The organism is Faecalibacterium prausnitzii, from assembly GCF_049532945.1.
In the GTDB taxonomy this organism is placed as follows: domain Bacteria; phylum Bacillota; class Clostridia; order Oscillospirales; family Ruminococcaceae; genus Faecalibacterium; species Faecalibacterium prausnitzii_N.
In genome coordinates this window covers 1,543,887-1,570,102 of sequence record NZ_CP186691.1, presented here as the reverse complement: position 1 = coordinate 1,570,102, position 26,216 = coordinate 1,543,887, and the positions used below count along the sequence as shown (strand labels likewise).

Annotated in this window: 25 protein-coding genes, 1 tRNA gene and 1 riboswitch; of the genes, 9 read left to right on the top strand and 17 right to left on the bottom strand. The window is 59.2% G+C overall.

The window, feature by feature from the left end; genetic code table 11:
- The first annotated feature begins 2 nt into the window (after positions 1-2).
- Entirely contained in the window at positions 3-1,010 is a 1,008-nt protein-coding gene (gene tsaD / locus ACNQFG_RS07840) for a tRNA (adenosine(37)-N6)-threonylcarbamoyltransferase complex transferase subunit TsaD (protein WP_207699032.1), read from the top strand.
- Positions 1,011-1,220: 210 nt separating this feature from the next.
- Here the strand turns inward: tsaD and ACNQFG_RS07835 are convergent.
- The 9 genes from ACNQFG_RS07835 to ACNQFG_RS07795 all read right to left on the bottom strand — a co-directional run bounded on the left by ACNQFG_RS07835 (position 1,221) and on the right by ACNQFG_RS07795 (position 9,073).
- Positions 1,221-1,296, bottom strand: a tRNA-Ala gene (locus ACNQFG_RS07835).
- A gap of 81 nt (positions 1,297-1,377) precedes the next feature.
- Positions 1,378-2,037: a glycerol-3-phosphate 1-O-acyltransferase PlsY gene (gene plsY, locus ACNQFG_RS07830; protein WP_423406567.1), complete on the bottom strand. Its 660-nt coding sequence runs from the start codon at positions 2,035-2,037 to the stop codon at positions 1,378-1,380.
- A gap of 15 nt (positions 2,038-2,052) precedes the next feature.
- Positions 2,053-3,396 (bottom strand): ribosome biogenesis GTPase Der, encoded by a 1,344-nt coding sequence (gene der, locus ACNQFG_RS07825; RefSeq protein ID WP_423404480.1) that lies wholly within the window; start codon positions 3,394-3,396, stop codon positions 2,053-2,055.
- Between the two features lie 156 nt (positions 3,397-3,552).
- The gene (locus ACNQFG_RS07820) at positions 3,553-4,878 is read right to left on the bottom strand and encodes a DUF512 domain-containing protein (RefSeq protein WP_005944258.1); all 1,326 of its coding nucleotides are present in this window, start codon (positions 4,876-4,878) and stop codon (positions 3,553-3,555) included.
- A gap of 98 nt (positions 4,879-4,976) precedes the next feature.
- Positions 4,977-5,156, bottom strand: a complete 180-nt coding sequence (gene rpmF, locus ACNQFG_RS07815; protein ID WP_005920250.1) for a 50S ribosomal protein L32 — start codon at positions 5,154-5,156, stop codon at positions 4,977-4,979.
- A gap of 26 nt (positions 5,157-5,182) precedes the next feature.
- On the bottom strand, positions 5,183-5,683 hold the full coding sequence (locus tag ACNQFG_RS07810; protein WP_097781644.1) for a YceD family protein: 501 nt from the start codon (positions 5,681-5,683) through the stop codon (positions 5,183-5,185).
- A 141-nt stretch (positions 5,684-5,824) separates the two neighbouring features.
- Positions 5,825-6,229 carry a hypothetical protein gene (locus ACNQFG_RS07805; protein WP_005944262.1) on the bottom strand — a complete coding sequence of 135 codons (405 nt, stop codon included), beginning with the start codon at positions 6,227-6,229 and terminating at the stop codon, positions 5,825-5,827.
- 51 nt (positions 6,230-6,280) lie between these two features.
- On the bottom strand, positions 6,281-7,612 hold the full coding sequence (locus ACNQFG_RS07800; RefSeq protein ID WP_423404479.1) for a glucose-6-phosphate isomerase: 1,332 nt from the start codon (positions 7,610-7,612) through the stop codon (positions 6,281-6,283).
- A gap of 222 nt (positions 7,613-7,834) precedes the next feature.
- Entirely contained in the window at positions 7,835-9,073 is a 1,239-nt protein-coding gene (locus ACNQFG_RS07795; RefSeq protein WP_423406527.1) for a D-alanyl-D-alanine carboxypeptidase family protein, read from the bottom strand.
- Positions 9,074-9,493: 420 nt separating this feature from the next.
- Here ACNQFG_RS07795 and mtaB point away from each other — a divergent pair, with 420 nt between their 5' ends.
- The 3 genes from mtaB (at position 9,494) to ACNQFG_RS07780 (ending at position 13,290) form a co-directional block, all read left to right on the top strand.
- On the top strand, positions 9,494-10,789 hold the full coding sequence (gene mtaB, locus ACNQFG_RS07790) for a tRNA (N(6)-L-threonylcarbamoyladenosine(37)-C(2))-methylthiotransferase MtaB (protein WP_423406526.1): 1,296 nt from the start codon (positions 9,494-9,496) through the stop codon (positions 10,787-10,789).
- A gap of 232 nt (positions 10,790-11,021) precedes the next feature.
- Positions 11,022-12,572, top strand: coding sequence for a 4Fe-4S dicluster domain-containing protein (locus tag ACNQFG_RS07785; RefSeq protein WP_005944276.1), 1,551 nt, complete (start codon positions 11,022-11,024; stop codon positions 12,570-12,572).
- Positions 12,573-12,813: 241 nt separating this feature from the next.
- A complete protein-coding gene (locus ACNQFG_RS07780) occupies positions 12,814-13,290 on the top strand; it encodes a pilin (protein WP_423406525.1) in 477 nt (158 codons plus the stop codon).
- Positions 13,291-13,353: 63 nt separating this feature from the next.
- Here the strand turns inward: ACNQFG_RS07780 and ACNQFG_RS07775 are convergent, their stop codons facing one another.
- On the bottom strand, positions 13,354-13,566 hold the full coding sequence (locus tag ACNQFG_RS07775; protein ID WP_097792699.1) for a hypothetical protein: 213 nt from the start codon (positions 13,564-13,566) through the stop codon (positions 13,354-13,356).
- 169 nt (positions 13,567-13,735) lie between these two features.
- Here ACNQFG_RS07775 and ACNQFG_RS07770 point away from each other — a divergent pair, with 169 nt between their 5' ends.
- The 5 genes from ACNQFG_RS07770 (at position 13,736) to ACNQFG_RS07750 (ending at position 17,583) form a co-directional block, all read left to right on the top strand.
- A complete protein-coding gene (locus ACNQFG_RS07770; protein ID WP_423406524.1) occupies positions 13,736-14,584 on the top strand; it encodes a bifunctional hydroxymethylpyrimidine kinase/phosphomethylpyrimidine kinase in 849 nt (282 codons plus the stop codon).
- Complete coding sequence (locus ACNQFG_RS07765) at positions 14,581-15,087, top strand: tRNA (cytidine(34)-2'-O)-methyltransferase (protein ID WP_005944287.1); 507 nt, start codon at positions 14,581-14,583, stop codon at positions 15,085-15,087. The genes ACNQFG_RS07770 and ACNQFG_RS07765 overlap by 4 nt, the downstream gene beginning before the upstream one ends.
- Entirely contained in the window at positions 15,078-15,968 is an 891-nt protein-coding gene (locus tag ACNQFG_RS07760; protein WP_423406523.1) for a DegV family protein, read from the top strand. The genes ACNQFG_RS07765 and ACNQFG_RS07760 overlap by 10 nt, the downstream gene beginning before the upstream one ends.
- 158 nt (positions 15,969-16,126) lie before the next feature.
- A riboswitch (PreQ1-III riboswitch) is annotated at positions 16,127-16,229 on the top strand.
- 9 nt (positions 16,230-16,238) lie between these two features.
- A complete protein-coding gene (locus tag ACNQFG_RS07755; RefSeq protein ID WP_423406522.1) occupies positions 16,239-16,766 on the top strand; it encodes a QueT transporter family protein in 528 nt (175 codons plus the stop codon).
- Between the two features lie 214 nt (positions 16,767-16,980).
- Complete coding sequence (locus tag ACNQFG_RS07750) at positions 16,981-17,583, top strand: Type 1 glutamine amidotransferase-like domain-containing protein (RefSeq protein ID WP_015563755.1); 603 nt, start codon at positions 16,981-16,983, stop codon at positions 17,581-17,583.
- 129 nt (positions 17,584-17,712) lie between these two features.
- Here the strand turns inward: ACNQFG_RS07750 and ACNQFG_RS07745 are convergent, their stop codons facing one another.
- The 7 genes from ACNQFG_RS07745 to thiI all read right to left on the bottom strand — a co-directional run bounded on the left by ACNQFG_RS07745 (position 17,713) and on the right by thiI (position 26,216).
- Positions 17,713-18,927: a M20 metallopeptidase family protein gene (locus ACNQFG_RS07745; RefSeq protein WP_423406566.1), complete on the bottom strand. Its 1,215-nt coding sequence runs from the start codon at positions 18,925-18,927 to the stop codon at positions 17,713-17,715.
- Between the two features lie 22 nt (positions 18,928-18,949).
- A complete protein-coding gene (locus tag ACNQFG_RS07740; RefSeq protein ID WP_097792707.1) occupies positions 18,950-19,288 on the bottom strand; it encodes a type II toxin-antitoxin system HicB family antitoxin in 339 nt (112 codons plus the stop codon).
- On the bottom strand, positions 19,285-19,539 hold the full coding sequence (locus ACNQFG_RS07735) for a type II toxin-antitoxin system HicA family toxin (RefSeq protein WP_097792708.1): 255 nt from the start codon (positions 19,537-19,539) through the stop codon (positions 19,285-19,287). The genes ACNQFG_RS07740 and ACNQFG_RS07735 overlap by 4 nt, the downstream gene beginning before the upstream one ends.
- Before the next feature lie 80 nt (positions 19,540-19,619).
- The gene (gene secA, locus ACNQFG_RS07730) at positions 19,620-22,460 is read right to left on the bottom strand and encodes a preprotein translocase subunit SecA (protein WP_423406521.1); all 2,841 of its coding nucleotides are present in this window, start codon (positions 22,458-22,460) and stop codon (positions 19,620-19,622) included.
- A gap of 304 nt (positions 22,461-22,764) precedes the next feature.
- On the bottom strand, positions 22,765-23,670 hold the full coding sequence (locus tag ACNQFG_RS07725; RefSeq protein WP_423406520.1) for a hypothetical protein: 906 nt from the start codon (positions 23,668-23,670) through the stop codon (positions 22,765-22,767).
- Positions 23,671-23,691: 21 nt separating this feature from the next.
- Complete coding sequence (locus ACNQFG_RS07720) at positions 23,692-25,011, bottom strand: competence/damage-inducible protein A (protein WP_423406519.1); 1,320 nt, start codon at positions 25,009-25,011, stop codon at positions 23,692-23,694.
- Positions 25,012-25,016: 5 nt separating this feature from the next.
- Positions 25,017-26,216, bottom strand: coding sequence for a tRNA uracil 4-sulfurtransferase ThiI (gene thiI / locus ACNQFG_RS07715; protein ID WP_423406518.1), 1,200 nt, complete (start codon positions 26,214-26,216; stop codon positions 25,017-25,019).

The window sequence follows — 26,216 nt, the reverse complement described above, 5'->3', positions numbered from 1 at the left end:
ACATGATTATTTTGGGAATTGAATCCACCTGCGACGAGACCGCCGCAGCTCTGGTGGAGGACGGCCGGCACCTGCTGAGCAACATCATTTCCACCAGCGTAAAAGAACAGGCTCTTTACGGCGGCGTTGTGCCGGAGATCGCCAGCCGCCGCCACTGCGAATTTATCAGTGCTACGGTCAAAAAAGCCCTGCTGGATGCAGGCAAGACCATCGACGATGTGGATGCCGTGGCCGTCACCTTTGCGCCGGGCCTGATCGGTGCAGTGCTGGTGGGCGTGAATTTTGCCAAGGGTCTGGCCTACTCGGCTAATAAGCCTTTGGTGCCGGTGCACCACCTGCGCGGACACATTGCCGCACTGTACCTCACCCACCCGGAGCTGAAGCCGCCCTTCCTCTGCCTTGTGGCATCCGGCGGCCACAGCCACATCGTGGAGGTGCAGGACTACACCCATTACCACATCCTCGGTCACACGGTGGACGATGCCGCCGGTGAAGCCTTTGACAAGGTGGCCCGCACGCTGGGTCTGCCCTACCCCGGCGGCCCCAGCGTGGCCAATGCCGCCAAGACCGGCAACCCCAAGGCCTACCGCCTGCCGGTGCCCCATGTGGACGGCAAGTACAACGTAAGCTTTTCCGGCCTGAAAACCGCCGTGCTCAATGAGGTGAACAAGGCCCAGATGAAGGGCGAAGAAGTGAATGTGCCCGACCTTGCCGCCAGCTTTCAGGACCGCATTGCGGGCATTCTGGCCGAAAAGCTGCTGCTGGCCGCAGCGGACACCGGCGCAAAGCAGGTGTGTCTGGCAGGCGGCGTTGCCGCCAACGGACGGCTGCGCCAGCTGGTGAACGACGGTGCCCAGAAGCTGGGTGCAAAAGTTTATCTGCCGGAGCTGAAATTCTGCGGTGACAACGGCGCTATGATCGCCGCCCAGGGCTACTATCAGTACATCGCCGGGCACACCGCCGGGCTGGAGCTCAACGGCCTGCCCACCCTGCCCATTGACTACGAATAATACCGTCCAAAAAACGAAAAGAGAGGCGTTTCCGTCTGTGCTGTACCCAGACGAAGATGCCTCTCTTTTGTTGCATAGCGCGGAATCGCGGGGGCGTAACTTGACTGCCTGCAAAATCCTGAAAACCGTGCAGGCGAAGCAATGCAGCCCCAAAAATCGACTTCAGAAAAAAGAAAAGCACCATACTTCCTACGAAGTACAGTGCTTTTTTGGTGGAGAATACCGGGATCGAACCGGTGACCTCTTGCATGCCATGCAAGCGCTCTCCCAGCTGAGCTAATCCCCCAGATGTTTGGTTTCGTGTCTTGCGACGTGAGTTATTATACCAGCAATGGAGAGATTTGTCAACTTCTTTTTTCAAGTTTTTTTATTTTTTGTGTTTCCGGCCGAAGCGGTACTCCTGCCCTGCGCAGATGCGCTGGATATTGGCGCGGTGCATATAGATCACCATGCCGCCCATGATGGCCGCACCGGTCACGCAGACGACAAGGTCGCTCACGGCCAGCCCCTTGAGCAGACCGTAGAGGAGGGTCAGCACCGGGTAGGACGCGGCCATGACGATGCTGCCCAGCGACACCATGCCGGTGGGAATCAGGCACACCAGAAAGATAATGGCCAGAAACGGCAGCAGCACCGGCTGGATGGCCAGAATGGCACCAGCTGCCACCAGCACGCCCTTGCCGCCTTTGAAGCCAAAGTAGAGAGGCTTCAGGTGGCCGACCACGGCCAGGATGGCGGTCAGATAAACGCCGAGGTAGGGCGAAACGGCTGCGTTTTCGGGCAGGAAGCCAAACAGCCACCGGCCGATGCACACGGCCAGCACGCCCTTGAGCACATCGCCTGTCGCGGTCATGGCGGCAGCTTTCTTGCCAAAGGTGCGCAGCATGTTGGTCATGCCGGCCGCACCGCTGCCGTAGTTGCGGACGTCATCGTGGTAGAGGTACTTACTGACGAGGATGCCGGTATCCACACTGCCCAGCAGGTACGCCTGCGCCGCGGCAGCGAGGACGATCAGGATCGTCATCATCAACAGTCTGCCCCCTTACACATCTTTTGCACCGACCGAGCCGGAGCCGCGCTCGCGGATCACCAGACGGATGGGAGTGTGTTCCAGACCAAAGTTCTCGCGGATCTGGTTGATCAGATACCGCTGGTAGCTGAAATGGAACAGCTGCTTCGAATTCACAAAGGCCACGAACGTGGGCGGGCGGGTGGATGCCTGAGTCAGATAGAAGATCTTCAGGCGGCGGCCCTTGTCGCTGGGCGGCTGCATCCGGGCTGTGGCGCGGGCCAGCATCTCGTTCAGTACGCCGGTGGGCACGCGGGCACCGTTCTGGCTGTCCACATCGCGAATCAGCTGCATGAGCTTGTTCACGTTGTAGCCGGTCTGAGCCGAGATGAAGATGATAGGAGCATAGCCCATAAAGCTGAAGCACTCGGCATAATCGCGGCGCTGCAGCTCCATGGTGTTGGTCTCCTTGCCTTCCACCGCGTCCCACTTGTTGACGACGATGATGCACGCCTTGCCCTGATCGTGGGCATAACCGGCCACCTTGCTGTCCTGCTCGGTAAAACCGACGGTGGCATCCACAAGGATCAGCGCCACACGGCTGCGCTCCACAGCGGCCAGTGCGCGCACTACCATATAACGCTCCAGACCGTCGGTGATGTTGCTGCGCTTGCGCAGACCGGCGGTATCGGTAAAGATGAACTTGCCATAAGCGTTGTCCACCGGGGTGTCAATGGCATCACGGGTGGTGCCCGCCTCGTTTGCCACGATCATGCGGTTCTCGCCCAGAATGCGGTTGGTCAGGCTGGACTTGCCCACATTCGGGCGGCCGATGATGGCAACCGGGATGCGGTCCTCTTCCACCACCGTCTCGCTGAAGTCCAGATGGGCGCACACAGCGTCCAGCAGGTCGCCGGTGCCGTGGCCGTGCACGGACGAAATGGGCATCACCTCGTCAAAGCCGAGGTTGTAGAACTCGTACATCTCCATGGGGGCATCGCCCACCTTGTCGCACTTGTTCACGGCCAGAATAATGGGCTTGTGGCTGCGGCGCAGCATGTGGGCCACATCCTCGTCCGCGGCGGTCAGTCCGTCGCGCACGTCCACCACCATGATGATGCAGTCTGCAGTGTCAATGGCGATCTGGGCCTGCTCCCGCATGTGGGCCAGAATGCCCTCGGTAGCCTTGGGCTCAATACCGCCGGTGTCCACCAGCAGGAAGTCATGGCCGTTCCATTCGCAGTTGGCAAAAATGCGGTCACGGGTAATGCCCGGCGTGTCCTCCACAATGGCAAGGCGCTGACCGCACAGCTTGTTGAACAGGGTGGATTTGCCCACGTTAGGGCGGCCCACCACTGCTACGATCGGTTTGCTCATAGGGGTTCCTCCTTTCTTACAACCCTCTCAGGCACAGCTTACGCCGCGCCAGTTCCCCCGAAAGGGGGAGCTTTTATCACTTCTGCCGAAAGATGCATAAAACCTCGCCCTTCGGGAGAGGTGGCATCGCGCAGCGATGACGGAGAGGGTTTTCTTTTATGCTCTTCTTCTCCTTGCAATGTGCAGGCCGCTGCGCAGCAGGGCGCGGGCTTCGTCGCCGCCAGAGGTCGGCAGCACCTCCACCTTCACGCCAAGGCGCTGGGCCAGCTGGTCGGTGGTGATGTCGTCCAGAAAGGTGTCTTTTTCCTCCCGCAGCATCACGGCGGGCACGCCCAGCGTGCCGCTGGTCAGCTTGCCCTCGCACTGAGCAATGATATCGGTCGCCGTTACAAGCCCGGCCACACCCACATTTCCGCCGAAGAATTTGTTCTTGATGGTGTGCACCGTCACCTCGACCATGGGGTACTGGCGGTGCAGCTCAGCCATCATCTGGCGGATGAGCGGCGAAGCCATTTCGCCCGTGACCACGTCCATCTTTTTGGTGCCGTAGATGCGGTGGGGCTTTTCCAGCTCCGCCAGAAATTCCGAGGCATACAGGCGCATCATGCCCACGCCGTTTTCCAGCTGGTCGAAGTCCTCGTAGAACTCTTCCGGCGGGATGGGCCTGCCTGCCTTGAGGTACCATTCATCACTGGGATAAATGATGCGCTTGCCGTGGCGGCGCTTGCACTCATCGCCGAATTCTTCCATGATGTCGATGACTTCGGCGCTGGTCTTTGCATCATACGGTGTCTGCTTGAACAGCTTCTCGCGGTAGTCCGTCACACCGCAAGGCACCGCAGCGATGCTCTGCACCATAGGGGTCAGCTCCAAAAGGTCGGAGAGGGTACGGCGCAGCTCGTCGCCGTCGTTGATGCCGCGGCACAGCACCAGCTGACAGTTGACGGCGATGCCGCCCTCCACCAGACGGGGCAGATACTTGAGCACCTCGCCGCCGCGCTTGTTGGCCAGCATCCGCACACGGAGCTGCGGGTTCGTGGTGTGCACTGAAATGTTGATGGGCGAAATGTGCATCTTGATGATGCGGTCGATCTCGTGGTCCTGCATGTTCGTCATGGTGATATAGTTGCCGAACAAAAAGGAAAGCCGCTCGTCATCGTCTTTGAAGTAAAGGCTCTCGCGCATACCGGGGGGCAGCTGGTCGATGAAGCAGAACATGCAGTGGTTGGAGCAGGAGTGCTTCTGATCGCCCAGATAGGTCTGGAAATCGCAGCCAAAGGGACCGCGCTCCGTGCGCTGCACATCCCACTCGCGGATGCCGTCTGCCACCCTTGCTTTCAGGTGGAAGCTTTTGCTGTCGGTGTAGAAATCGTAGTCCAGACTGTCGTTCAGCTCGTTTTCGTCCACGCTCAAAAGCTCGTCACCCGGGCCAAGGCCCAGCACTTCCGCTTCGCTGCCAGGTTCCACCCGTGCGATTTTCATTGCCACCGCACCCACCTCCTTTCAGACAGAACAAGAAGGGGAAGGCAGCGCCCTCCCCTTCTGTACATAACACCATTATGCCACCAATTACGCGCAAATTAGGCCTTCTTGATGACTTCCTCGCCCTTGTAGTAACCGCAGTTGCCACATGCCTGGTGGGGGAGCTTCAGAGAGCCGCAGTTGCTGCACTTGACCAGTGCGGGGGCCTCCAGCTTCCAAACATTGCTGCGACGCTTGTCGCGGCGGGCCTTGGAAAGATGTCTCTTAGGTACTGCCATATTTTTGCACCTCCTTGATGGGTTTATCAGTTCAGCAGTGATTTAAGGATTGCGAGCCTTGTGTCTACGGGAGCTTCGGCATGCTCTGCCGGTTGGCAGGTGCATTCCGCCTTCTTTTTGCCGCACACGGGGCAAAGCCCGGCGCAGTCGGCACTGCAAAGCAGCACCGTGGGAATCTGGAACATAAACTCCTGATTGAGCCATTCATCTACATCCAGATGTCCTTTTTCGTCCAGCGGAAGGTCAAAATCCGGGTCATCCAGATCCCGTTCCTTTACCGTCCACTCCGTATCGACCGTCTCCTCCCGAATGACCGGGTCCAGACAGCGGGCGCACTCTCCGTGCACCGATGCGTTTGCCCGCAGTGTCATCCGGACCTCGTCGCCGTCCGTCTCCGCTTCAAAAACAGCGGTGACCGGCTGCGGGATCCTTGCCCCGGCATAATCATGTGCAGATAAATCACACTGAAACTCTGCATGATAGGGTTGTCTGCCGGTGGCGATAAACTTTCTCAGGTCAAATTGCATAGTACACCTCTAAAAGGCTGCTTTGTTAGTATAGCGCCAACGCAGCCCTTTGTCAACACCAAAACAGGCAGAAAACCGAAAAAATTTAAATTTCCCGGTTCTCTGCCTGTTCAAAGTGGTTCAGATCCCGATTTTCCGGAATTACAGGTACTTCTTCACATCGTGGGGCAGTGCAGCCTCGTCAGCGCTGACGGTAACAGTCACCTTCACGCTGTCGCCTGCAATGGCTGCCATCTCGTCCAGCACAACACCCAGACGGTTGATGTCATGATCCAGCACCTTCAGGATGCCGTCGATGTACAGGTCGGTGATATCGTAGTTGCTTGCCATCAGGCCGGCAACAAAGCCGTACAGCATTTCGCCGCCGGAGATCTTGTACTCGTCCAGGTCGATCAGACGTGCAGCAGGAGCGATGTCGTAGGTGAGCTTCATGCCCTTTTCAACGACGACCACGTTGCCCTTGGAGGTCTTGACCGCATCATTGATCTGGTCGATCATAGCCTTGGTCTTGCCGGAGCCCTTGGTACCAACAATCAGTTTAATCATAGTTCAGTCCTCCTGTATTTTCCACGCCTTGCGGCGGGAGATCATTTTTATTTACTTCAGCTTTGCTTCCAGCTCGGCGGTCAGGCCTTCGTAGCCCGGCTTGCCCAGCAGAGCAAACATATTCTTTTTATAGCTCTCAACGCCCGGCTGATTGAAGGGATTGACGCTGAGCAGATAACCGCTGCAGGCACATGCACGCCAGAAGAAGTAGATCAGGTAGCCCACATTGTAAGCGGTCAGGTCGTCCACCTCGATCAGCACCTCGGGCACGCCGCCGTCGGTGTGGGCGAGGATGGTACCCTCCATGGCCTTGCGGTTGACAATGCTCATGTTCTGGTTTGCCAGGAAGTTCAGGCCGTCAAAGTTGCCTTCCAGCGGGTCGATGAACAGATCCTGTGCAGGCTTCTTCACGTCCACGATGGTCTCGAACATGGTGCGGGAGCCTTCCTGAATGAACTGACCCATGGAGTGCAGATCAGTGGAGAAGATGCAACTTGCGGGGAACAGGCCCTTGTTGTCCTTGCCCTCGCTCTCGCCGAACAGCTGCTTGTACCACTCGTTCATCAGGGCGAAGTCCGGCTCGTAGCATTCCAGAATTTCAACGCTCTTGCCCTTGCGGTACAGGATGTTGCGGATGGCAGCATACTTGTAAGCGTCGTTGTCCTTGCTCAGAACGGAGAAGCGCTCCATGGAATCGGCAGCGCCCTTCATCAGGTCGTCGATGCTGATACCGGCAGCAGCAATGGGCAGCAGGCCCACAGCGCTCAGCACGGAGTAGCGGCCGCCCACGTCGTCGGGGACCACGAAGGTGGGCCAGCCCTGTGCGTCGGCCAGCTGCTTCAGGGTGCCCTTGGCACGGTCGGTGGTGGCGTAGATGCGCTTGTTGGCTTCTTCCACGCCCATCTCCTTTTCCAGCAGTTCACGCAGCACGCGGAATGCCAGAGAAGTCTCGGTGGTAGTGCCGGACTTGGAAATGACGTTGATGGAGAAGCGCTTGCCCTTGCACAGGCTGATGATGTTGTTCAGGTAGGTGGGGCTGATGCTGTTGCCACAGAAGTAGATCTTGGGGCCATTTTCCAGCTCGTTGTGGAACTGGCCCTTGACGGCCTCGATGACAGCGCGTGCGCCCAGATAGCTGCCGCCAATGCCGGCCACCACCAGCACATCGGAATCCTCGCGGATCTTTGCGGCGGCTTCCTTGATGCGGGCGAACTCTTTCTTATCATAATCACGGGGCAGATACATCCAGCCGAGGAAATCATTGCCCGGGCCATTCTTGGCTTCCAGCTGCCGGTGTGCGGCCTCCACCTGGGGGTAGATGGCCTTGTATTCCTCTTCGCTGATAAAGCTGGAGAGGTGTTTTGTGTTCAGTGCGACGCTCATTTTATTATAACCTCCAAACGATTTGCCGGGCCTTTGCCCTGCGAGGAAATATCTTGGTATAAGTGTACCGTTCCCTCCGGGCAAAGTCAAGGTCAAAATCCTTGGATTTCATACAATTTTAATAGTGTTTTTTTGGTCGTCCCGACATCTTTTGTTCAGCCCCGCCAAAGCCGATTTGCCGAAGCGAACCGCTTTTGGGCGCTGTTGTGTTTCTTTTGCGCTTCATGCGCCCAGCAGGCTCTGCCACAGCAGCTCCATTGCGCCGCCAAAGGTCAGCCGCGGCGCATCCGCAGCAGACTTCACCTCGGCCTCGGCCAGCAGCGTTTCGCCTGCATAAACTGCGGCCGTGCCCACCGTCTGCCCCCGCTCCACGGGCGCTTCCAGTGTTTCGGGCAGGGTCAGTTCGGTGCGCAGGTCGGCCCCGGCCCCCTTTTCCAGCAGCACGGTCTGGGGCAGAGCGCTGTAATCCAGCGGCACCGTCTGTTCCGTGCTTCCCTTCACAGTCAGCTCCAGCGGGCGGTTCGGCAGCTGCGGCACCGGAACAGCCGCATAGGCTGCGAACCCATAGTCCAGCAGGGCCGTCGCGGCCTGGAACCGCTCGGCGCTGGACGGCGCACCCAGGATGACCGCGATGAGGGTCAGCCCATCCCGCGTGGCGCTGGCCGAGATGCAGACTCCTGCCCCGCCGGTGGTGCCGGTCTTGAGCCCGGTGATGCCGCTGTATCGCTTGAGCAGCTTGTTCGTGTTCACAAGCTGGGTCTGGCCGTTGCGCAGGCTGTCGGTCCAGATCCCCGTATAATGCAGGATCTCCGGGCAGGTATTCAGGATATAACAGCTCAGCGCCGCCACATCCCGCGCGGTGGAAAGATGCCCTTCGGTGTCCAGCCCGCAGGCGTTCCGGAACGAGGTATTTTGCAGCCCCAGTTCGGCGGCGCGGGCGTTCATCATCTGCACAAAGCCCGGCTCGCTGCCGCCCACCAGCTCTGCCACAGCCACCGCAGCGTCGTTGGCAGAGGAAACGCAGATGGCCCGCAGCATCTCGTCCAGCGTGAACTGCTCCCCCGGCTCCAGCCAGATCTGACTGCCGCCCATGTGGTAGGCGTGTTCACTTACCGGCACCAGCGTGTCCAGCGTGAGTTTTCCATCGCGGACGGCTTCAAAGGTGAGCAGCAGGGTCATTACCTTGGTAATGGATGCAATGGGCATCTGCTGGTCGGCGTTCTTTTCATAGAGCACCCGGCCGCTCGCCGGTTCGATGAGGACGGCGGCGCGGCAGGGCAGCGACAGGCTGTCTGCCGGGGCGGCAGTCTGTGCAGCCGGGGCATCCGCCGCAGCGGCCTGTGCCGGGGCTTCCGTTTTCACCGCCCGCAATCCCGCGCCCTGCGCCGACCCGAACGCCAGCGCAAACAGCCAGAAACAGAGCACCCCCGCACAGAGCAGGGCCAGATTTTTCCGTTCCATTCCTCGTACCTCCCCGCAGTAAACTCTCTGGTTGCATTCTATGCAAAAAATTCGGGTGGGATGCTCTTTTCTCACGGGGAAAAATCTGCTATAATTAGATGGTTTCTGTTATTTGCAAATGAACTCACCCTCTCAGTCAAAGCCTGTCGGCTTTGCCAGCTCTCCCGAAGGGAGAGCCCTTGGCAGGCCGGTTTTGAAACTGCTGAACGAACAGGTTTTTTATTGGATCGAACATGTCCGGGCTCCGCGACAGAGGCCAGCATCTGCTGGCAATGAGGACAGGGCCCACTGCGTTCTGACAAATCAGGCCCATGCGAACAGCACCGATTTCCCGGTGTGCCAAAGGCTCCCACTTTGGGGGAGCTGGCGAGCGAAGCGAGACTGAGAGGGTTTTGTTCCCCATAGAAAGGATACCCCCTCATGCGAGTTTGTTTTTATACCCTTGGCTGCAAGGTCAACCTGAATGAGACCGGCGCGCTGGAACAGATGTTCCGGGGGGCCGGCTTCACCATCGTGCCGGAAGGCGAAGAGGCCGACGTCTTTGTGGTGAACAGCTGCACCGTGACCAACTTTGGCGACCAGAAAAGCCGCAAGTGGCTGCGCCGCAAAAAGCGCGAGAACCCCGGCGCGGTCACGGTGCTTACCGGCTGCTACCCGCAGGCTTTCCCCGAAGAGGCCGCGAATTTTCTGGAAGCAGACCTCGTCTGCGGCAACGGCGACCGCAAGGCCATTTTAGATAACGTTCTCAAGCTGCTGGACGGCCATGAGCGCATTGTGGCCATCACGCCCCACCAGCGCGGCGAAAAATTTGAAGAGCTGCCCGTGGAGCGGTTCGAGACCCACACCCGTGCCTTTATCAAGGTAGAGGACGGCTGCAACCGCCAGTGCGCCTACTGCGTCATCCCCCGCGCCCGCGGCCCAGTGCGCAGCCGCGACGAAGCCAGCATCCTTGCCGAGCTGCGCCAGCTGGCGGCTTCCGGCTACCGCGAGGTGGTGCTCAGTGCCATCTCCCTGCCCAGCTATGGTCTGGATACCGGCACCAACCTTGTGGAGCTGGTGGAGCACTGCGCTCAGGTGGAGGGCATCCAGCGCATCCGTCTGGGCAGTCTGGACCCGGATATGCTCACGCCGGAGTTCATCACCCGCCTTGCCGCCGTGGAAAAGCTCTGCCCGCAGTTCCACCTGAGCCTGCAGAGCGGCTGCACTGCCACCCTGCGCCGGATGCGCCGCGTTTACACTGCCGAGCAGTATGCACAGGTGGTGGACCAGCTACGCGCCGCCTACGGGGAGCGCCCGGTCAGCTTTACCACCGACTGCATCTGTGGCTTCCCCGGCGAGACGCAGGCCGATTTTGAAGAGAGCTGCGAATTCCTCAAGAAGATCGGCTTTCTCAAGGTGCATGTGTTCCCCTACTCCCGCCGCAGCGGCACCCCGGCCTACGATTTTCCGGAGCAGGTACACGAGCGGGAAAAGCAGGAGCGCAGCCGCACCATGAACGCCCTTGCCGAAGAACTCCGCCGGGACGTGCTCACGACGTATGAGGGCATGGAGGACGAGGTTCTGCTCGAAACGGCCCTCAGCGAGACGCTGTTCACCGGCTACACCCGGCTGTACATTCCGGTGGTGGTGTCCGCCCCCGGCCGCAAAAGCGGCGAGATCGTCCGCGTCCGGCTGGGCAGCTACGACGGCGAGCGCGTGCGTGCAGCACTTTGCTGAATTTCACGGTTGAATATCCTTCATCTTTGCCATTTGAGAATTCTTTAACATATTTTGGCGTTTGCTCTTTTCAGGCAGACGTCTTTGTGTTAAAATGAGGATGGAATCTTGGGGCCGGTGTGCCGATTGCAGCGGCGCAGTACCAGCAGGCCTGCAGGAGAGAAAGCCGCAGAGTGCGTTGCAAAGCCGCGCCGCTGCGGGATGTTTTGTATCTGTACAAGGAGAGTTTGGAATGAGTTTCAGAGGAATCAATACCACGGTCATCCAGATCCGCCGTCAGGTGTTCACCGAGGTGGCACGCATGGCTTACGCCAACGTCAAGGGCGAGCAGGCCAACCACCTGATGCGCAAGATTCCCTACACCATCATCCCCGGCGAGGAGGGCAAGCTGCGCAAGGACATCTTCCTGGAGCGCGCCATCGTTGAGGAGCGCGTGCGTCTGGCCATGGGCCTGCCCACCCGCCGCATGGACGAGCACAACAGCGTCGTCTCCGGTCTGGAGGATGCATCCATCGCCGATAAGTATTATGATCCCCCGCTGGTGAACGTGATCAAGTTTGCCTGCAACCGCTGCCCGGAAAAGCTGGTCAAGGTCTCCGACCTGTGTCAGGGCTGCCTTGCCCACCCCTGTATGGAAGTGTGCCCCAAGAAGGCCATCACATGGGAGAGCGGCCGTTCCATCATCGATCAGGACAAGTGCATCAAGTGCGGCCGCTGCGTCGGCGTGTGCCCCTACAACGCCATCGTCAAGACCGAGCGTCCCTGCGCTGCAGCCTGCGGCATGGGTGCCATCCACTCCGATGAGCTGGGCCGTGCCGAGATCGATTACAGCAAGTGCGTTTCCTGCGGCCAGTGTCTGGTCAACTGCCCCTTCGGTGCCATTGCCGACAAGGGCCAGATCTATCAGCTGATCCAGGGCTTCAACCGCGGCGACCGCATCTATGCGCTGGTAGCTCCCGCCTTCATCAACCAGTTCCCGGGTCTGGCTTCCACCGGCAAGCTCAAGGCCGCCCTGAAGGCCGTCGGCTTCTACGATGTGGTGGAGGTTGCCATTGGTGCCGACCTGTGCACCGTGGACGAAGCACACGACTTCCTGGAGGAAGTGCCCGGGAAGCTCAACTTCATGGCAACTTCCTGCTGCCCGGCATGGAGCATGATGGCAAAGACCGCTTTCCCGGATCTTGCCAAGAATATCTCCATGACCATGACCCCCATGGTGTTCACCGCCCGCATGATGAAGCAGAAGGACCCCGAGGCCCGTATGTGCTTCATTGGACCCTGCGCCGCAAAGAAGCTGGAAGCTTCCCGCCGCACCGTCCGCTCCGATGTGGACTTCGTGCTCACCTTTGAAGAGCTGGCCGGTATCATCGAGGCCAAGGATGTGGACACCAGCCTGCTGGAAGTGGACGAGGCCGAAGCTCTGCACGCTGCATCCGCAGCAGGCCGTGGCTTTGCACAGTCCGGCGGCGTTGCCAAGGCTGTTGCCGATAAGATCAAGGAATGGCACCCGGATATGGATGTCAAGATCGCATCCGCACAGGGCCTTGCCGAGTGCAAGAAGCTGCTCATGCTGGCCAAGGCCGGCAAGTACAACGGCTACCTGCTGGAAGGCATGGGCTGCCCGGGCGGCTGCATCGGCGGCGCAGGCACCATTGCCGACCCTGCACGCACGGCCATCCAGCTGAACAAGTACGTCAAGGAAGCTCCCTTCGCCGACCCGGAGCAGAGCCCCTTTATGAGCGAGATCCATGTGCTGAAGGACGACCCCGACTTTGAACTTTAAGCATTAACCTCTCCGTCATCGCTGCGCGATGCCAAAGGCTCTCCTGCCAGGAGAACTGTCGAGCGCATGCGAGACGGAGAAGTCGTGCAGAGCAGCCGCTTATCGTGACCGATAGGCGGTTGTTTTGTTTGGGTTGACATTTTGCTTCGTCTATGATATTTTAGCGGTGACAAACCGGTGGAAAATTTTTTTGTGCCGGTCCATGGGCCGCCTCTGCGGCGAAAGAAAGGCGATTTGTAGTATGACGACATTCCTGAAACGTTCCGGCGCAGCGCTGCTCTCGCTGGTGCTGCTGTGTGTACTGGCCATAGGTGCCGGTGCTGCGTCCAGCCAGACGGTGGGCGTCAAATTCTGGAAAGAAAGATCCGATAAGGAATCCATGGCCAACACCGGCATCGACGCCGACCGCACCGCCACCCTCACCCGCCAGTCCAACGGCACCTACACGCTCACCCTGCCCATCCAGCAGGTAAGCAAGATGGGTGTCACCGGCTGTCTGTCCGGCCTGACCATTGGTGATGTGACCTACGACGGCACCCTGACCGGCGACTTTGAAAAGAGCACCGCCTCCCTCACCATCAAGAACATGCCCGCCTCGGTGCTGACCGGCAGCGATGTGAACAAGGCACTCACCGTTACCTGCAACATTCAGATGGATCTGAGCGTGCTGGGCGAGATCAACACCTCGGCCCGCATGTGCATCTGGAACAAAAAGTGACCGTCTGCCCGACCCAAAAGGTGCTGCCGCACATCGAACCGTGCGGCAGCGCCTTTTTTGTTGTTACAGGTCCATCTTCCGTTCCACAAAGCCGCTGACCATCTCATCCAGCTGGGTCACAGCGTGTTCTGCGCCTTTGGCCAGCTTGCGGGCGGTCCGCTTGACCTGACGCGGGTTCTGGTTCATGGCCACGACGCTGGCGGCTCCCAGCGCCGCACCTGCCGCCATGCCCAGCAGCAGGCCGCTGCCTGCGCTCTGTCGGTGTTCATTTCTCATAAAAATTTCTCCTTTCGTTCCCTGCATTTTTGGCCGCTGAGGGTAGTATTTCCGTCAAAAGAACACACTATACGCTTTTTTTGTCCCGCAAAATGTGGTATACTGTATCATACGCTGATACACCGGGTTTGATACAGGCCCGCTTGATGGCGCGAAGGAGGCCACATTTTTGTTGAAACCAACTGAACCCAAAAAAGTCCTTTGCATCCACGATCTTTCCGGCATGGGCCGCTGCAGCCTTGCAGTGATCCTGCCGGTGCTGTCGGTCATGGGCGTGCAGCCGGTGGCCCTGCCCACGGTGGTGCTTTCCACCCACACCGGGGGCTTCGGCACCCCGGCCCGGATGGACGGTGCCGCCTACGGCATGGCTGCGCTGGAGCATTACCACGACCTGGGGCTGGACTTTGCGTGCATCTATACCGGCTATCTGGGCGGTGAGGATCAGGTGGCACTGGCCGAAAAAGCCTTTGCCCTCTGGCCTGCGGCCCGCAAGATCGTGGACCCTGTGATGGGCGACAACGGCCATGCTTATTCCACCGTGACCCCGGCCTTCATCGACCGGATGCGGGAGCTGGCCCGCCGGGCAGACCTCATCCTGCCCAACGCCACCGAGGCTGCACTGCTGCTGCAAAAGGATGCCGCAGCCGGGCCGCTGGACGACGCCGCAGCCCAGGCGCTGGCCGATGAACTGGCCGCACTGGCCCCCAATGCCGTCGTCACCGGGCTGCCCATGGGCAAATACATCGGCTGTGCCGGTTCCGGCCGGGACCGCTTCGTCATCCGGAAGCTGCACATCAGCCGCAGCTTTCCCGGCACCGGCGACCTGTACGGTGCGGTGCTCATCGGCTCGCTGCTGCAGGGCAACGCCCTGAGTGCCGCCGCCGACAACGCTGCCGAGTTCGTCTCACTGGCCATCCAGAAGACCCCTGCCGACCAGGACACCCGCTTCGGCGTCTGGTTCGAGCCGCTGCTGCCCGGCTCTGCCCGCAGCGCGAGTTCTGAGGAGGCCGGACGATGAACGAAAAGCCAACCTTGAACATCGTTCTGGTGGAGCCGCGCATCCCGCAGAACACCGGCAATGTGGCCCGCACCTGTGCCTGCACGGCCTGTCGGCTGCATCTGGTAGGCCCCATGGGCTTTGCCATCGATGATAAAAAGCTCAAGCATGCGGGTCTGGATTACTGGCACTACCTCGACATCAGCTATTACGACAGTCTGGACGAGTTCTTTGCCAAAAACAGCGGCCCCTATTACTATTTTACCACCAAGGCACCGCAGCGCTACACCGATGTGAGCTACCCGGACGGTGCATACCTCGTGTTCGGACGCGAAGATGCCGGCCTGCCCGAAGCCTTGCTTGCCGCCAATCAGGAGCACTGCATCCGAATGCCCATGCGCGACACCTGCCGCAGCCTGAACCTTTCCAACAGCGTGGCCGTGGGCGTGTATGAAGTGCTGCGCCAGTGGGACTTTCCGGAGCTTTTGGACCACGGACACTTACGAGACTACGAATGGAAATGAGGGACATTATGAGCAAGATCGCGATCCTGACCGATTCCTCCTGCGATATCCCGCAGGAGATGGCCGAAAAATACGGCATCGACATCATGAGCTTCCACATCCTGCTGGACAATGTGGACTACGTGGAGCGTGAAAGCTGCACCAACACCGAATTTTACGATAAGATGCGTGCCGCTAAGGGCGTGCCCTCCACTGCCGCCATCACCCCCATCCAGTTCTGCGAAAAATACTGCCAGTACGTGGACGAAGGCTATACGGATGTCATTCATGTACCCATCAACAAATCCGGCTCTTCCACCTACAATAACGCCCTCATGGCACAGGGGATGCTGCGGGAAGAGCGCCCGGAGCACCACTTGAAGATCCATCTGCTGGACCCCCACACCTATTCCATGGTGTTCGGTTGGTATCTGTGCGAAATGGCCCGCAAGCTGAAGAACGGTGCAGAGATCAGCCATGTGATCCGGGAGTTTGAAAAGCAGATGGACTGCATGGAGATCGTTCTGGGCCCCTACAGCCTGAAGCAGATGAAAAAGAGCGGACGCATCTCTGCCGCTGCTGCTGTTATGGGCGAGCTGATGGGCATTCGTCCCATCATCACCCTGATCGACGGCAAGACCAAGGTGGAAGCCAAGGTACGCGGCGATGACAAGGTGGTGCCCGCCATGGTGGAGTTGTGCAAACAGCGCAGCGAAGGCGTGGAGAACTTTGATTATATGATCGGCCACACCAACATCCCCCAGAAGGACGACCTCATCCGGGCCTGCCGCAAAGCCTTCGGCAAAGACCCGCTCATCGTCTTCCCGCTGGGCGGTGTCGTTTCCGCCAACACCGGCCCCGACACCATCGCGCTGGTCTACGTTGGCCACCCCAGAGGCTGATGTTCCCCCGAAGCTGCCGCATCCCGGCAGCTTCTTTTTTGCACTTCCGGCAGAAAGGTGCAGGCTTGCCGCTGATTTTCCGCATTTTCCGTTGCAATCCGTCCCAATTTATGCTATACTGCATTTCGTTGCGCGTCCCTGCGCACGGTATCCTTAAAGAGCAACTTAGGATTTTAGGCTCCCCGGCGTGTCTCGAACCATGCCGGGCCAAACCCACAGGGGCTGGCGGTCCCCGGATGGTCAAAATTCCATCCGCCGGAGTATTGTATTATGAATCAGAATTCGTCTGTCCGCAAGCTGGCCCGCTGCGCTGTGGTCGCAGCCATTTATGTTGTTCTCTGCATGGCTCTGCAGCCGCTCTCCTATGGTGCGGTACAGGTGCGTGTGGCTGAGGCGCTCTGCCTGCTGCCGGTGTTCGGTGCCGAGTACATTGCCGGTGTGGTACTGGGCTGCTTTTTGGCAAACCTGCTGGGCTCCACCATCGTGGATGTCATCTTTGGCACCCTTGCCACCCTGCTGGCCTGCCTTGTCACCTACAAGCTGCGCAATGTGCGCATCAAGGGTCTGGCTGTGGCGGCTTCCCTGCCGCCGGTGCTGTTCAATGCCGTGATCATCGGCATTGAGATCGCCGTCCTCTTCCCCGATCCGTCTTCTTCGGCCCCGCTGTGGCTGGCCTGCATCACCAACGGCATCTCCGTAGGTATCGGCGAGCTCATCAGCTGCACCGTTCTGGGTGTGCTGCTGGTGAAGATCATCGAGACCAAAGCCGCCCTGCGCAAGGTCTTCGTCTCCGAATAAGCGAAAAAAGCATCCGCCTGCTGATCGAGCAGCAGGCCCGGCATTGCTTCTAAAAAGGCTTCGTTTTGTTGCTCGGCCTTTACCAAAAAGAACCCCATGTCTCCACCGGATGGTGTTGGCATGGGGTTCTTTTTGTATTGGGGGTGTTTTTTGATTGAAAGTATGCTATACTCAGTTCAACAAATCGGAATTTATATATAAAAGGAGAATATTGATGAAACTGTTTTTATGTTCGCACTTTTCAAGTGTAGGAAGTCTGATAAAGGAAGAAATTGAAAATAAAAAAGTCGCATTTATTCCAACAGCTTCGCTGCGTGAAGGCTACACCGGTTATGTCGGCTCGGCTCGAAAATTATTCAAAAAGTTGGGAGCAATCGTAACTGAAATTGATATTTCAACGGAGGCTTATTCAACGATACAGTCTGTTTTTGAAGATGCGGATGTGATATATTTTACCGGCGGAAATTCTTTTTTCCTTATAGACCAGCTCCGTAAAACGGGAACGGATGAGCTGTTGAAGAAAGAATTGGCAAAGGGAAAACTTATGATTGGTGAATCGGCAGGTGCGATTATATGCGCTCCAAGCATCCAATATATCGAGCAAATGGATGAAAAGCCGGAGGACTACTCACAAGAAGATGATGCAGGGCTTGATTTGATTGATTTCTATGTTCTTCCGCATTATCTTACAGCACCATTTAAGAAAGTTACCGAGAAAATAATGACTGAGTTTTCGGATTTGAATCTATGCCCAATTAACAACCGTCAGGGAATTGTAATTGATGGTGAAGGTTCAAAGGTTATTTGCAAAGACTAATTTGAAAATTCCAGTTTGCCGCACTCGCTCACAAAAAGAATTTAGCGCAACATGCTCCAATAAGAAAACCAGAGTTGTTTGGCAGGTCTGCCTTGCAACTCTGGTTTTTGTTTTTTGTGTGATAATGAGTTATTTGTTCTCGCTCAGCCAGCGCAGGGCGAACCAGCTGTAGGCCGCGCTGCCCTCATAGAGGATGCTGTCATCGAACTTGACCTTCGGATGGTGCTGGCCGTAAACATAGCCCTCCTTGGCGTTGCCTGCGGAGAGAAACATGCTCACGGTAGGCACTTCATGACTGACAAAGGCAAAGTCCTCGCTGCCGCCGCCGGGCTTGCCGCCGGTGAGCTTGGACATATCCATTGCGCCCTGACCCACAAGCTCGGTCATATAGGTCATTGCGTTTCCGGCGAGGGCGTGGTCCACCACCATGCAGGGGCAGTGGTCGCTGAACTCCACATCAGCAGTGCAGCGATAGGCTGCCGCCACGCCCTGCGCGATCTCGGTCATGCGCTGGTGGATCAGCTCACCGACCTTGTTTTCGGGGTCGATGGTGCGGATGGTGCCCCACATCTCCGCCGTGTCGGGGATGACGTTGGAGGCGGCACCTGCCTGAAAGCGGCCGGTCGTAAAGACGCCGAAGCTGTGCGGGTCCAGCTCACGGCTGTTGATCTCCTGCAGGGCAATGTGGATGTGGGCCGCTGCGGTGATGGGGTCGATGCAGGCGTTGGGCATGGAGCCATGGCCGCCCTTGCCGTGTACGGTGATGTGGTACTGCTCACAGCTTGCCATGGTGATGCCGCCGCCCGGCACCAGCACGGTGCCCACGGGCAGAGGCATCCCGGCCAGAACATGGAACATGACCGCGGCGTCCACCTTCGGGTTTTCCAGCAGGCCGTTTTTCAGCATGTCCAGCGAACCCTGAAAGATCTCCTCTGCAGGCTGGAATTCCAGCTTGATGGTGCCCTCGATCTCGTCCTCGTGTTCTTTGAGCAGCTTTGCCGCACCCAGCATCATGGCGGTGTGCATATCGTGGCCGCAGCCGTGCATCTTGCCCGGCACCTCGGAAGCAAATTCTTCGCCGGATTCCTCCTGAAGGGGCAAAGCATCCATGTCACCGCGCAGCAGGATGGTCTTGCCGGGGCGCTTGCCGCCCGCTAGCGCGAGTACGCCGCACTTGCCGCAGTCCTGCGGGGTGTAGCCCATCTCGGTCAGGGCTTTTTTGACCAGCGCTTTTGTCTCGGGCAGGTCAAAGCCTACCTCCGGGTGGCGGTGCAGGGTGCGCCGCCAGTTTTGCAGCTGGGGTTCCAGCACGGCGGCTTCTGCCATCAGTTCCTTCGGGTCCATCATTTCAAATCAGCTCCCTTTTTTATCTTGTGTGCACAGCCTGTTGAATGGAATTTTCCACAAAGCTGTTCAGGCTCATGTTGTGTGCCGCAGCAAAGATCACGGCTTGCTTGTGCAGCTCCGGCGAGATGCGGACATTGAAGCTGCCCTTATACGCCCGCTCCGGTTCCTTGTGGGTCTCTTCGCACAGAGTCAGGTAATCATCGACGGCATTGTGGAAATCGCAGACCAGCTCCGCCGCCGTGGTCCCCTCATAGGAGAGCAGCGCACGGATGCCCATGACTTTTCCGTAAAAGAGGCCGTCTTCTTCCGAGAATTCCACGCTTCCCACATAGCCTTTGTATTCCATCGTGTTATTCATAGAAGTCCCTCCTGTTCCAAAATCTGGATGAGCTGCTTCACCTGATATTCCAGCAGCTCTTTTCTGGGGTGGGGTCGGTGCATCATGATGGGCGGATGTTCCTCAGATACGAACATAATCCGGGACCCGCTGGTTCGGCCTTTGTTGGAGCGCTCATAGGCGAAATACCGCAGCAGGCTTTCCGCATCATCAAATGTGAAGGTCTTCGGTTTCGATTTCAGGCGTTCGATCAGCTTTTCCTTCTGACCCATTGTACACTCACTCCCTGCTTATAGTATACCACGATCGGAGAGAATTGCAACTAAAAACAGTCGCGATTTTCTTTTACAGTTCACTGCTCCCCGCCGTCGGAACCATTGGGGTGGTACTTGGCGCAGGTGCACTTTTTCCACTTCAGGCCGCTGCCGCAGGGGCAGGGGTCGTTGCGGCCAATTTTGATGACACGCACAGGCTGGCCGTGGGGTGCACCCTTGGCACCGGGTGCACCGTTGCCGGGCACAAAGCCTTCGCCGGTGGGCTTTGCCACCTGCTCACGCTTGGGGGCAGCACCGGCCTGACGGATCTCGATGGTCAGCAGCATCTTCACACTGGACTCACGGATGGAATCCACCATCTGGTCGAACATGTCAAAGCCCTCGATGCGGTACTCCACAACGGGGTCCTTCTGGCCGTAGCCGCGCAGCGCAATGCCCTGACGCAGCTGGTCCATGTTGTCGATGTGGTCCATCCACATGCGGTCCACGCACTTGAGCAGGCAGATGCGCTCCAGCTCACGCATCAGCTGCGGGCCGTAGCGCTGTTCCTTGTCGTTCAGGATGTCCATCCCGCGGTCGTACAGCAGATCGGCGATGCCCTGGACCGAGAGGCTGTCGTAATCTGCCACAGTATAGTGGAAGTCGGCGTCGGTGGTCAGCCAGCCCAGATAGTGGCGGCGCAGGGCACCAAAGTCCCAGTCGTCCTTCACATCACCGGCCAGGAACTGGTCGCAGCTGGAATCGATGTTCTCGCGCAGCATCTTGTGCATTTCGGTGCTGATATCCTCGCCATCCAGCACCTTGCGGCGCTGACCATAGATGATCTCGCGCTGCTGGTTCATCACGTCGTCGTACTTCAGCACGTTCTTGCGGATCTCGAAGTTGCGACCTTCCAGCTTTTTCTGGGCGCTTTCCAGCGTGTTGGTGATCATGCGGTTCTCGATGGGAGTGTCCTCATCGATCTTGAGGGTATCCATCAGGCTGGAGACGCGGTCGCCGCCGAACAGGCGCATCAGGTCATCTTCCAAGCTCAGGTAGAAGCGGGAAGCACCCGGGTCGCCCTGACGGCCGGCACGGCCGCGCAGCTGGTTGTCGATGCGGCGGCTCTCGTGGCGTTCGGTGCCGATGATGAACAGGCCGCCTGCAGCGCGCACCTGCTCAGCTTCGGCATCGATCTGGGGCTTGCACTGGGCGTACAGATCATCGAAGCGCTTGCGGGCAGCAAGGATGTTGGCATCCTCGGTATCGCCGTGGCCGTTGGCTTCGGTCAGCAGCATTTCCACTGCAGCCGGGTCGGCATCCTCGGGCTTTTCCGGGTTCAGCAGGTTTTCACAGAAGTGTTCCTTGCGCATCTGGGCCTTGGCCATGAACTCGGCGTTGCCGCCCAGCATGATATCGGTACCACGGCCTGCCATGTTGGTGGCAATGGTAATGGCACCCTTTTTGCCGGCCTGCGCCACGATCTCGGCTTCACGCTCGTGGTTCTTTGCGTTCAGCACGTTGAAGTCGCGGGTGTATTTCTGCAGCATCTTGGCAAGGGTCTCACTCTTTTCCACGCTGACCGTACCCACCAGCACGGGCTGGCCCTTCTGGTGGCATTCCAGCACCTGCTGGATAACGGCATTGTATTTGCCGTTGACCGTCTTGTAGATGGCATCCGGATAATCGATGCGCTGACGGGGGCGGTTGGTGGGCACCGTAACGATGTTCAGGCCGTAGATCTCGGTGAACTCGGTGGCTTCTGTCTTGGCGGTACCGGTCATACCGGACAGCTTTTTGTACATGCGGAAGTAGTTCTGGAAGGTGATGGTAGCCAGCGTTTTACTCTCGGCGGCGATCTTCACGCCCTCCTTGGCTTCGATGGCCTGATGCAGGCCTTCGTTGTAGCGGCGGCCGATCATCAGACGGCCGGTGAATTCGTCCACGATGATGACCTGACCATCCTTGACCACGTAATCGATGTCCCGCTGCATCACGCCGTAAGCCTTGATGGCCTGATCGATGTGATGGGCAAGGGTCATGTTCTCGGCGGCGGCAAGGTTTTCGACCTTGAAGTAGGCTTCCGCTTTCTTGATGCCGCTGGCAGTCAGGGTACAGGTCTTGTGCTTTTCGTCCACGACGTAATCACCGTCGGTCTGCTCGTCGGTAGAGACTTTATCCTCCAGCTCTACCACCACGCTCTTGCGCAGGGTGCGCACAAAGCGGTCCACCTGTGTGTACAGGCTGGAAGAATCCTCGCCGCGGCCGGAAATGATCAGGGGCGTGCGGGCTTCATCGATCAGGATGGAGTCCACTTCATCGACGATGGCATAGGCGTGGCCGCGCTGCACCATGTTGGCCTTATAGGTCACCATGTTGTCGCGCAGGTAGTCGAAGCCGAACTCGTTGTTGGTACCGTAGGTGATGTCGGCAGCATAGGCGGCGCGGCGTGCATCGCCGTCCATGCCCTGTGCGATCAGGCCGACAGAAAGGCCCAGCCAGCGGTAGAGCTTGCCCATCCACTCGCTGTCGCGCTTGGCAAGGTAATCGTTGACGGTGACAACATGCACGCCCTCACCGGTTAGGGCATTCAGGTAGGCGGGCAGGGTAGCCACAAGAGTCTTGCCTTCACCGGTCTGCATCTCGGAAATATCGCCGCGGTGCAGGGCAATGCCGCCGATGACCTGCACAGGGAAGTGCTTCATGCCCAGCACGCGCCATGCGGCCTCGCGGCAGACGGCAAAGGCATCGGGCAGGATATCGTCCAGCGTCTCGCCGCCGGCCAGACGCGCCTTCAGTGCGGGGGTCTGGGCCTGCAGGTCGGCATCGGACAGTGCCTGGTATTTGGGTTCCAGGGCCAGCACCTTTTTGGTGATCGGGTTGATCTTTTTCAGCTCCCGGTCCGAGAAGGTACCGAAGATCTTTTCAGCTAGGGACATTCTTACACCTCATCTATTGAAATCTGGGCGGAGACCGCCCGGCAGGGGGAGTTCATCATACAGTTATATGATACACCAAAGCAGAAAACCCGTCAAACCCACAGGCTCCGTTTTGGGCCATTTTCCAATGAATTTTCTGTAAAATCAACAAAAAGGCCGCTGAAAACTCCCTTCGTCATCGCTGGCGCGATGCCACCTTCCTCAACGAGGGAGGCTTTCACAGCGTTCCGGCACGTCAAGGCTCCCTCTTGGAGGGAACTGGCACGGCGAATCCGTGACTGAAGGAGTATCCAGCAGCCTTTTATTACAACAGCACAGCCCCCGAATGCGGCAGGCCGTCGGCCCAGAGGGAACGCAGGCGCTGGGGCAGCGCGTAGAAGTTGCCGCCCGTGTACACCCATGCCCCGGCGGTGCAGAGCGCGGCCAGCACAGCCAGCACCAGCAGAACCACCAGCACCCGCCGGGCGCGGCGAGGCCTGCGGGCAGGCGGGGCCGCCTCCGGCTGGGCCGTCCGGGCGGCCTTGCGGGCGGGCAGAAAGCCGGTGCCTGCGGCCTGCGGCAGGTCACAGGCTGCGCGGCGGATCATGTCCAGCAGCCAGAGGGCAGGCCTGTCCGCCAGCGGGACCGTGCGCAGCCAGCAGCCTTTTTTGCAGCTGAGCACCAGTACACAGTCCCCTTCCCGCTCGGCGCACCCGGCGGCAAGGTCACAGCCCACCACCCGGCGGGCCGCCTGCGCTTTTGCCAGCGCACGGCGCACCGGGTCGGTGGTGTCGGCAGGCAGGTGCGCCGCCGCCTGCTGCTCGATTTTTGCGCCGGTCTTGGGGTGGGCATAGCTCAGCGCCCCAAAGTCAAAGACCCGTTCCGCCCCGGCGATGGTCTCCAGCCGGGCCTCCAGAAGGGTCCCGGCGGCAGCATCCGAACAGATGAGGAGTCGGTCGTGCCGTTCCAGTTCCTGCACGGCGGCCTCGGCCAGCGTAGTCTCCCCGGCCCCGTACAGGTCGGCGGAAAACTTCTCCCGCAGCGCCTGCGCGGCCTTTTTCAGGCCCGCCGGGTTCTGGGCCGAAAGCGCCACCAGAGTCTCTGCGCCCCGGCTCTTCCAGCGTGCCTCCGCCTTCCACTGGGGCGAAAACCCGCCCGCAGCCTCTTTCACGGCGGCGTCCGGCACTCCGAACAGCCGCAGCACACATTCGGCCTTCTTTTCTTCTGTCAATGCTGCTCACCCCTGCGTGTGTTATTCGCTCAAGAATGCCGCGTCCAGCGCATCGAGCACGGCCGTGTCGTGCTGCTGGGCTGCGGTCAGGGGCTTTGTGCCTGCGGGGGTCCTGCCCTGAGCCAGACGCAGCGCCAGTTCCAGTGCCGCCTGTGCCGCGCGGGCACGCACCAGCGCACGGTCGGGGCGGGAGACGAAGAGCTTTTTTACATAGACGGTCTCACCGCAGGCCGCACCCAGATACACCGTGCCCACCGGGCGGACGGCATCGCCGCCGTTGGGGCCTGCTACGCCGGTCACGCTGACGGCGATGTCCGAGCCGGACGCCTTCGCCGCGCCCAGTGCCATCTGTGCTGCCACCGGTGCGGACACCACATTGTATCGCGCGATGACGTCCGGGTCCACGCCGACGAGCTTCGCCTTGGCCTGCTCCCAGTAGGTAACAAAGCCGAAGCCGAACACCTCGCTGGAGCCTGACACTGCGGTGATACGCTCTGCGATCATGCCGCCTGTGCAGCTTTCTGCCGTGGCAATGGTGAGCCCCTTTTTCTTCAGGGTGTGCACCAGAGTCTCTTCCAGACCGGTCACATCCTCATCATACACCGCATCACCCAGCAGATCATAGAACTTTGTGGCGTATGCGCGGCACATTTTTTCGGCTGAACTGTCGGTTTCTGCCCGGGCAGTAATGCGGATCTCGCACTCGCCGGTCTTGCAGTAGATGGCGGCGGTGGGATTTGTGTTTTCCAGCAGATGCCGCACACGGTATTCGATATCGCTTTCGCCGCCCAGCACCCGCAGCGTGATGGAATGCAGGGTGCAGTTCTGGCGGGCCAGCAGCAGCGGGCGGATGCTCTCCGTCCACATCGCCTTCATCTCGCTGGGGACGCCCGGCATCAGAACGGCGCAGCGGCCGTCCTGCTCGAACCAGGCGCCGGGGGCGGTACCGTGGTGGTTGACGATCTTCCGCCCGTGCACCGGCACCATGGCCTGCTTGCGGTTGTTTGGGGTCGTCTCGCGGCCGGAACGGGCAAAATAGCCTGTGATCTTCGCCCACTCTTCTTCGTCAAAGGCCAACGTATCGCCGTAGCAGGCCGCCACGGTCTCCTTGGTCAGGTCATCCGCCGTGGGGCCAAGGCCGCCGGTGAACACCAGCAGGTCGCACCGCTGCTTTGCCTCGTTGACGAAATCTGCCAAACGGCCGTGGTTGTCGCCAATGGTGCTCTCGCGCTGGACGGTGATGCCCAGAGCCGCCAGCTCCCGGCTGAGGTACTGGGCGTTGGTGTTCAAAATGTTGCCGAGCAGCAGCTCGGTGCCCACACTGATGATCTCTGCTGTCATGGCTTTCACCCCTCAAATTCGACCTGATCGGTGATACGGATGCGGATGCGCTCGGCGCTCTCTGCTGCTTCGGCTTCCAGCGCGGCAAGGCCGGGCATGGCGGCTTCGGCTTCCAGAATTTCGGCCAGCTCCGGGCGGATCTTCGGGTGCGGCGGGGTGAAGATGGTGCAGCAGTCCTCGTAGGGCAGGATGCTGGTCTCAAAGGTGTTGATGTGGCGTGCCGTCTCCACGATCTCGGTCTTGTCCATGCCGATGAGCGGGCGCAGGATGGGCAGATCCTGCGCAGCATCGGTGCACTGCAGGGCCTTGACGGTCTGGCTGGCTACCTGAGCCAGACTCTCGCCGGTAACAAGGGCTTCGCAGCCCTGCTTTTTGGCAATGACGTTAGCAATGCGCATCATGCTGCGGCGCATCAGCACCGTGAACAGCACATCCGGAGCATTATCCCGGATGTACTCCTGCGGCTTGGTGTAGGGCACGACGAACAGATTGGAACTGCCCGTATAGATGCTGGTGAGCTGCGCCAGAGCCTTCACCTTGAGCTTTGCACGCTCCGAAGTGTACGGCGGAGACGCAAAGTGGATGTGGTCCAGTGCCAGACCGCGCTTTGCCATGCGGTAAGCTGCCACGGGACTGTCGATGCCGCCAGACAGCATGTTCAATGCACGGCCGCTGGTGCCCACGGGCAGACCGCCCTCACCGGGTACTTTCGGGCCGTGAATATACGCGCCGTAATCGCGAATTTCCACGATGACCTTGAAATCCGGGTTATGCACATCCACCTTGAGGTAGTTGTGTTTGCCCAGCAGATAGGCACCCAGCTCCCGCATCAATTCAGGGCTGGTCATGGGGTAGGTCTTGTCGGAGCGGCGGGCTTCCACCTTGAAGGTACGGATGCCGTGCAGGCTGGCGCCGAGGTAATCCTCAGCGGTCTGGCAGATGGTGTCAAAGTCCTTGTCGCAGACCACGGCGCGGCTGAGCGCCGCAAGGCCGAACACCTTGCTCACCCGGTCAAAGGCGAGGTCCATATCCACGTCCTCTTCCTCAGGCTCCATGTAAAAGGTGGACTGGGTGCAGTAGACCTTGAACTTGCCCACGGTCTTGAGCCGGTAGCGCAGAATTTTCATCATCGCCGACTCGAACTGGTTGCGGTTGAGGCCTTTCAGGGACATCTCACCCTGATAGCCCATAATGATCTCTCTCAT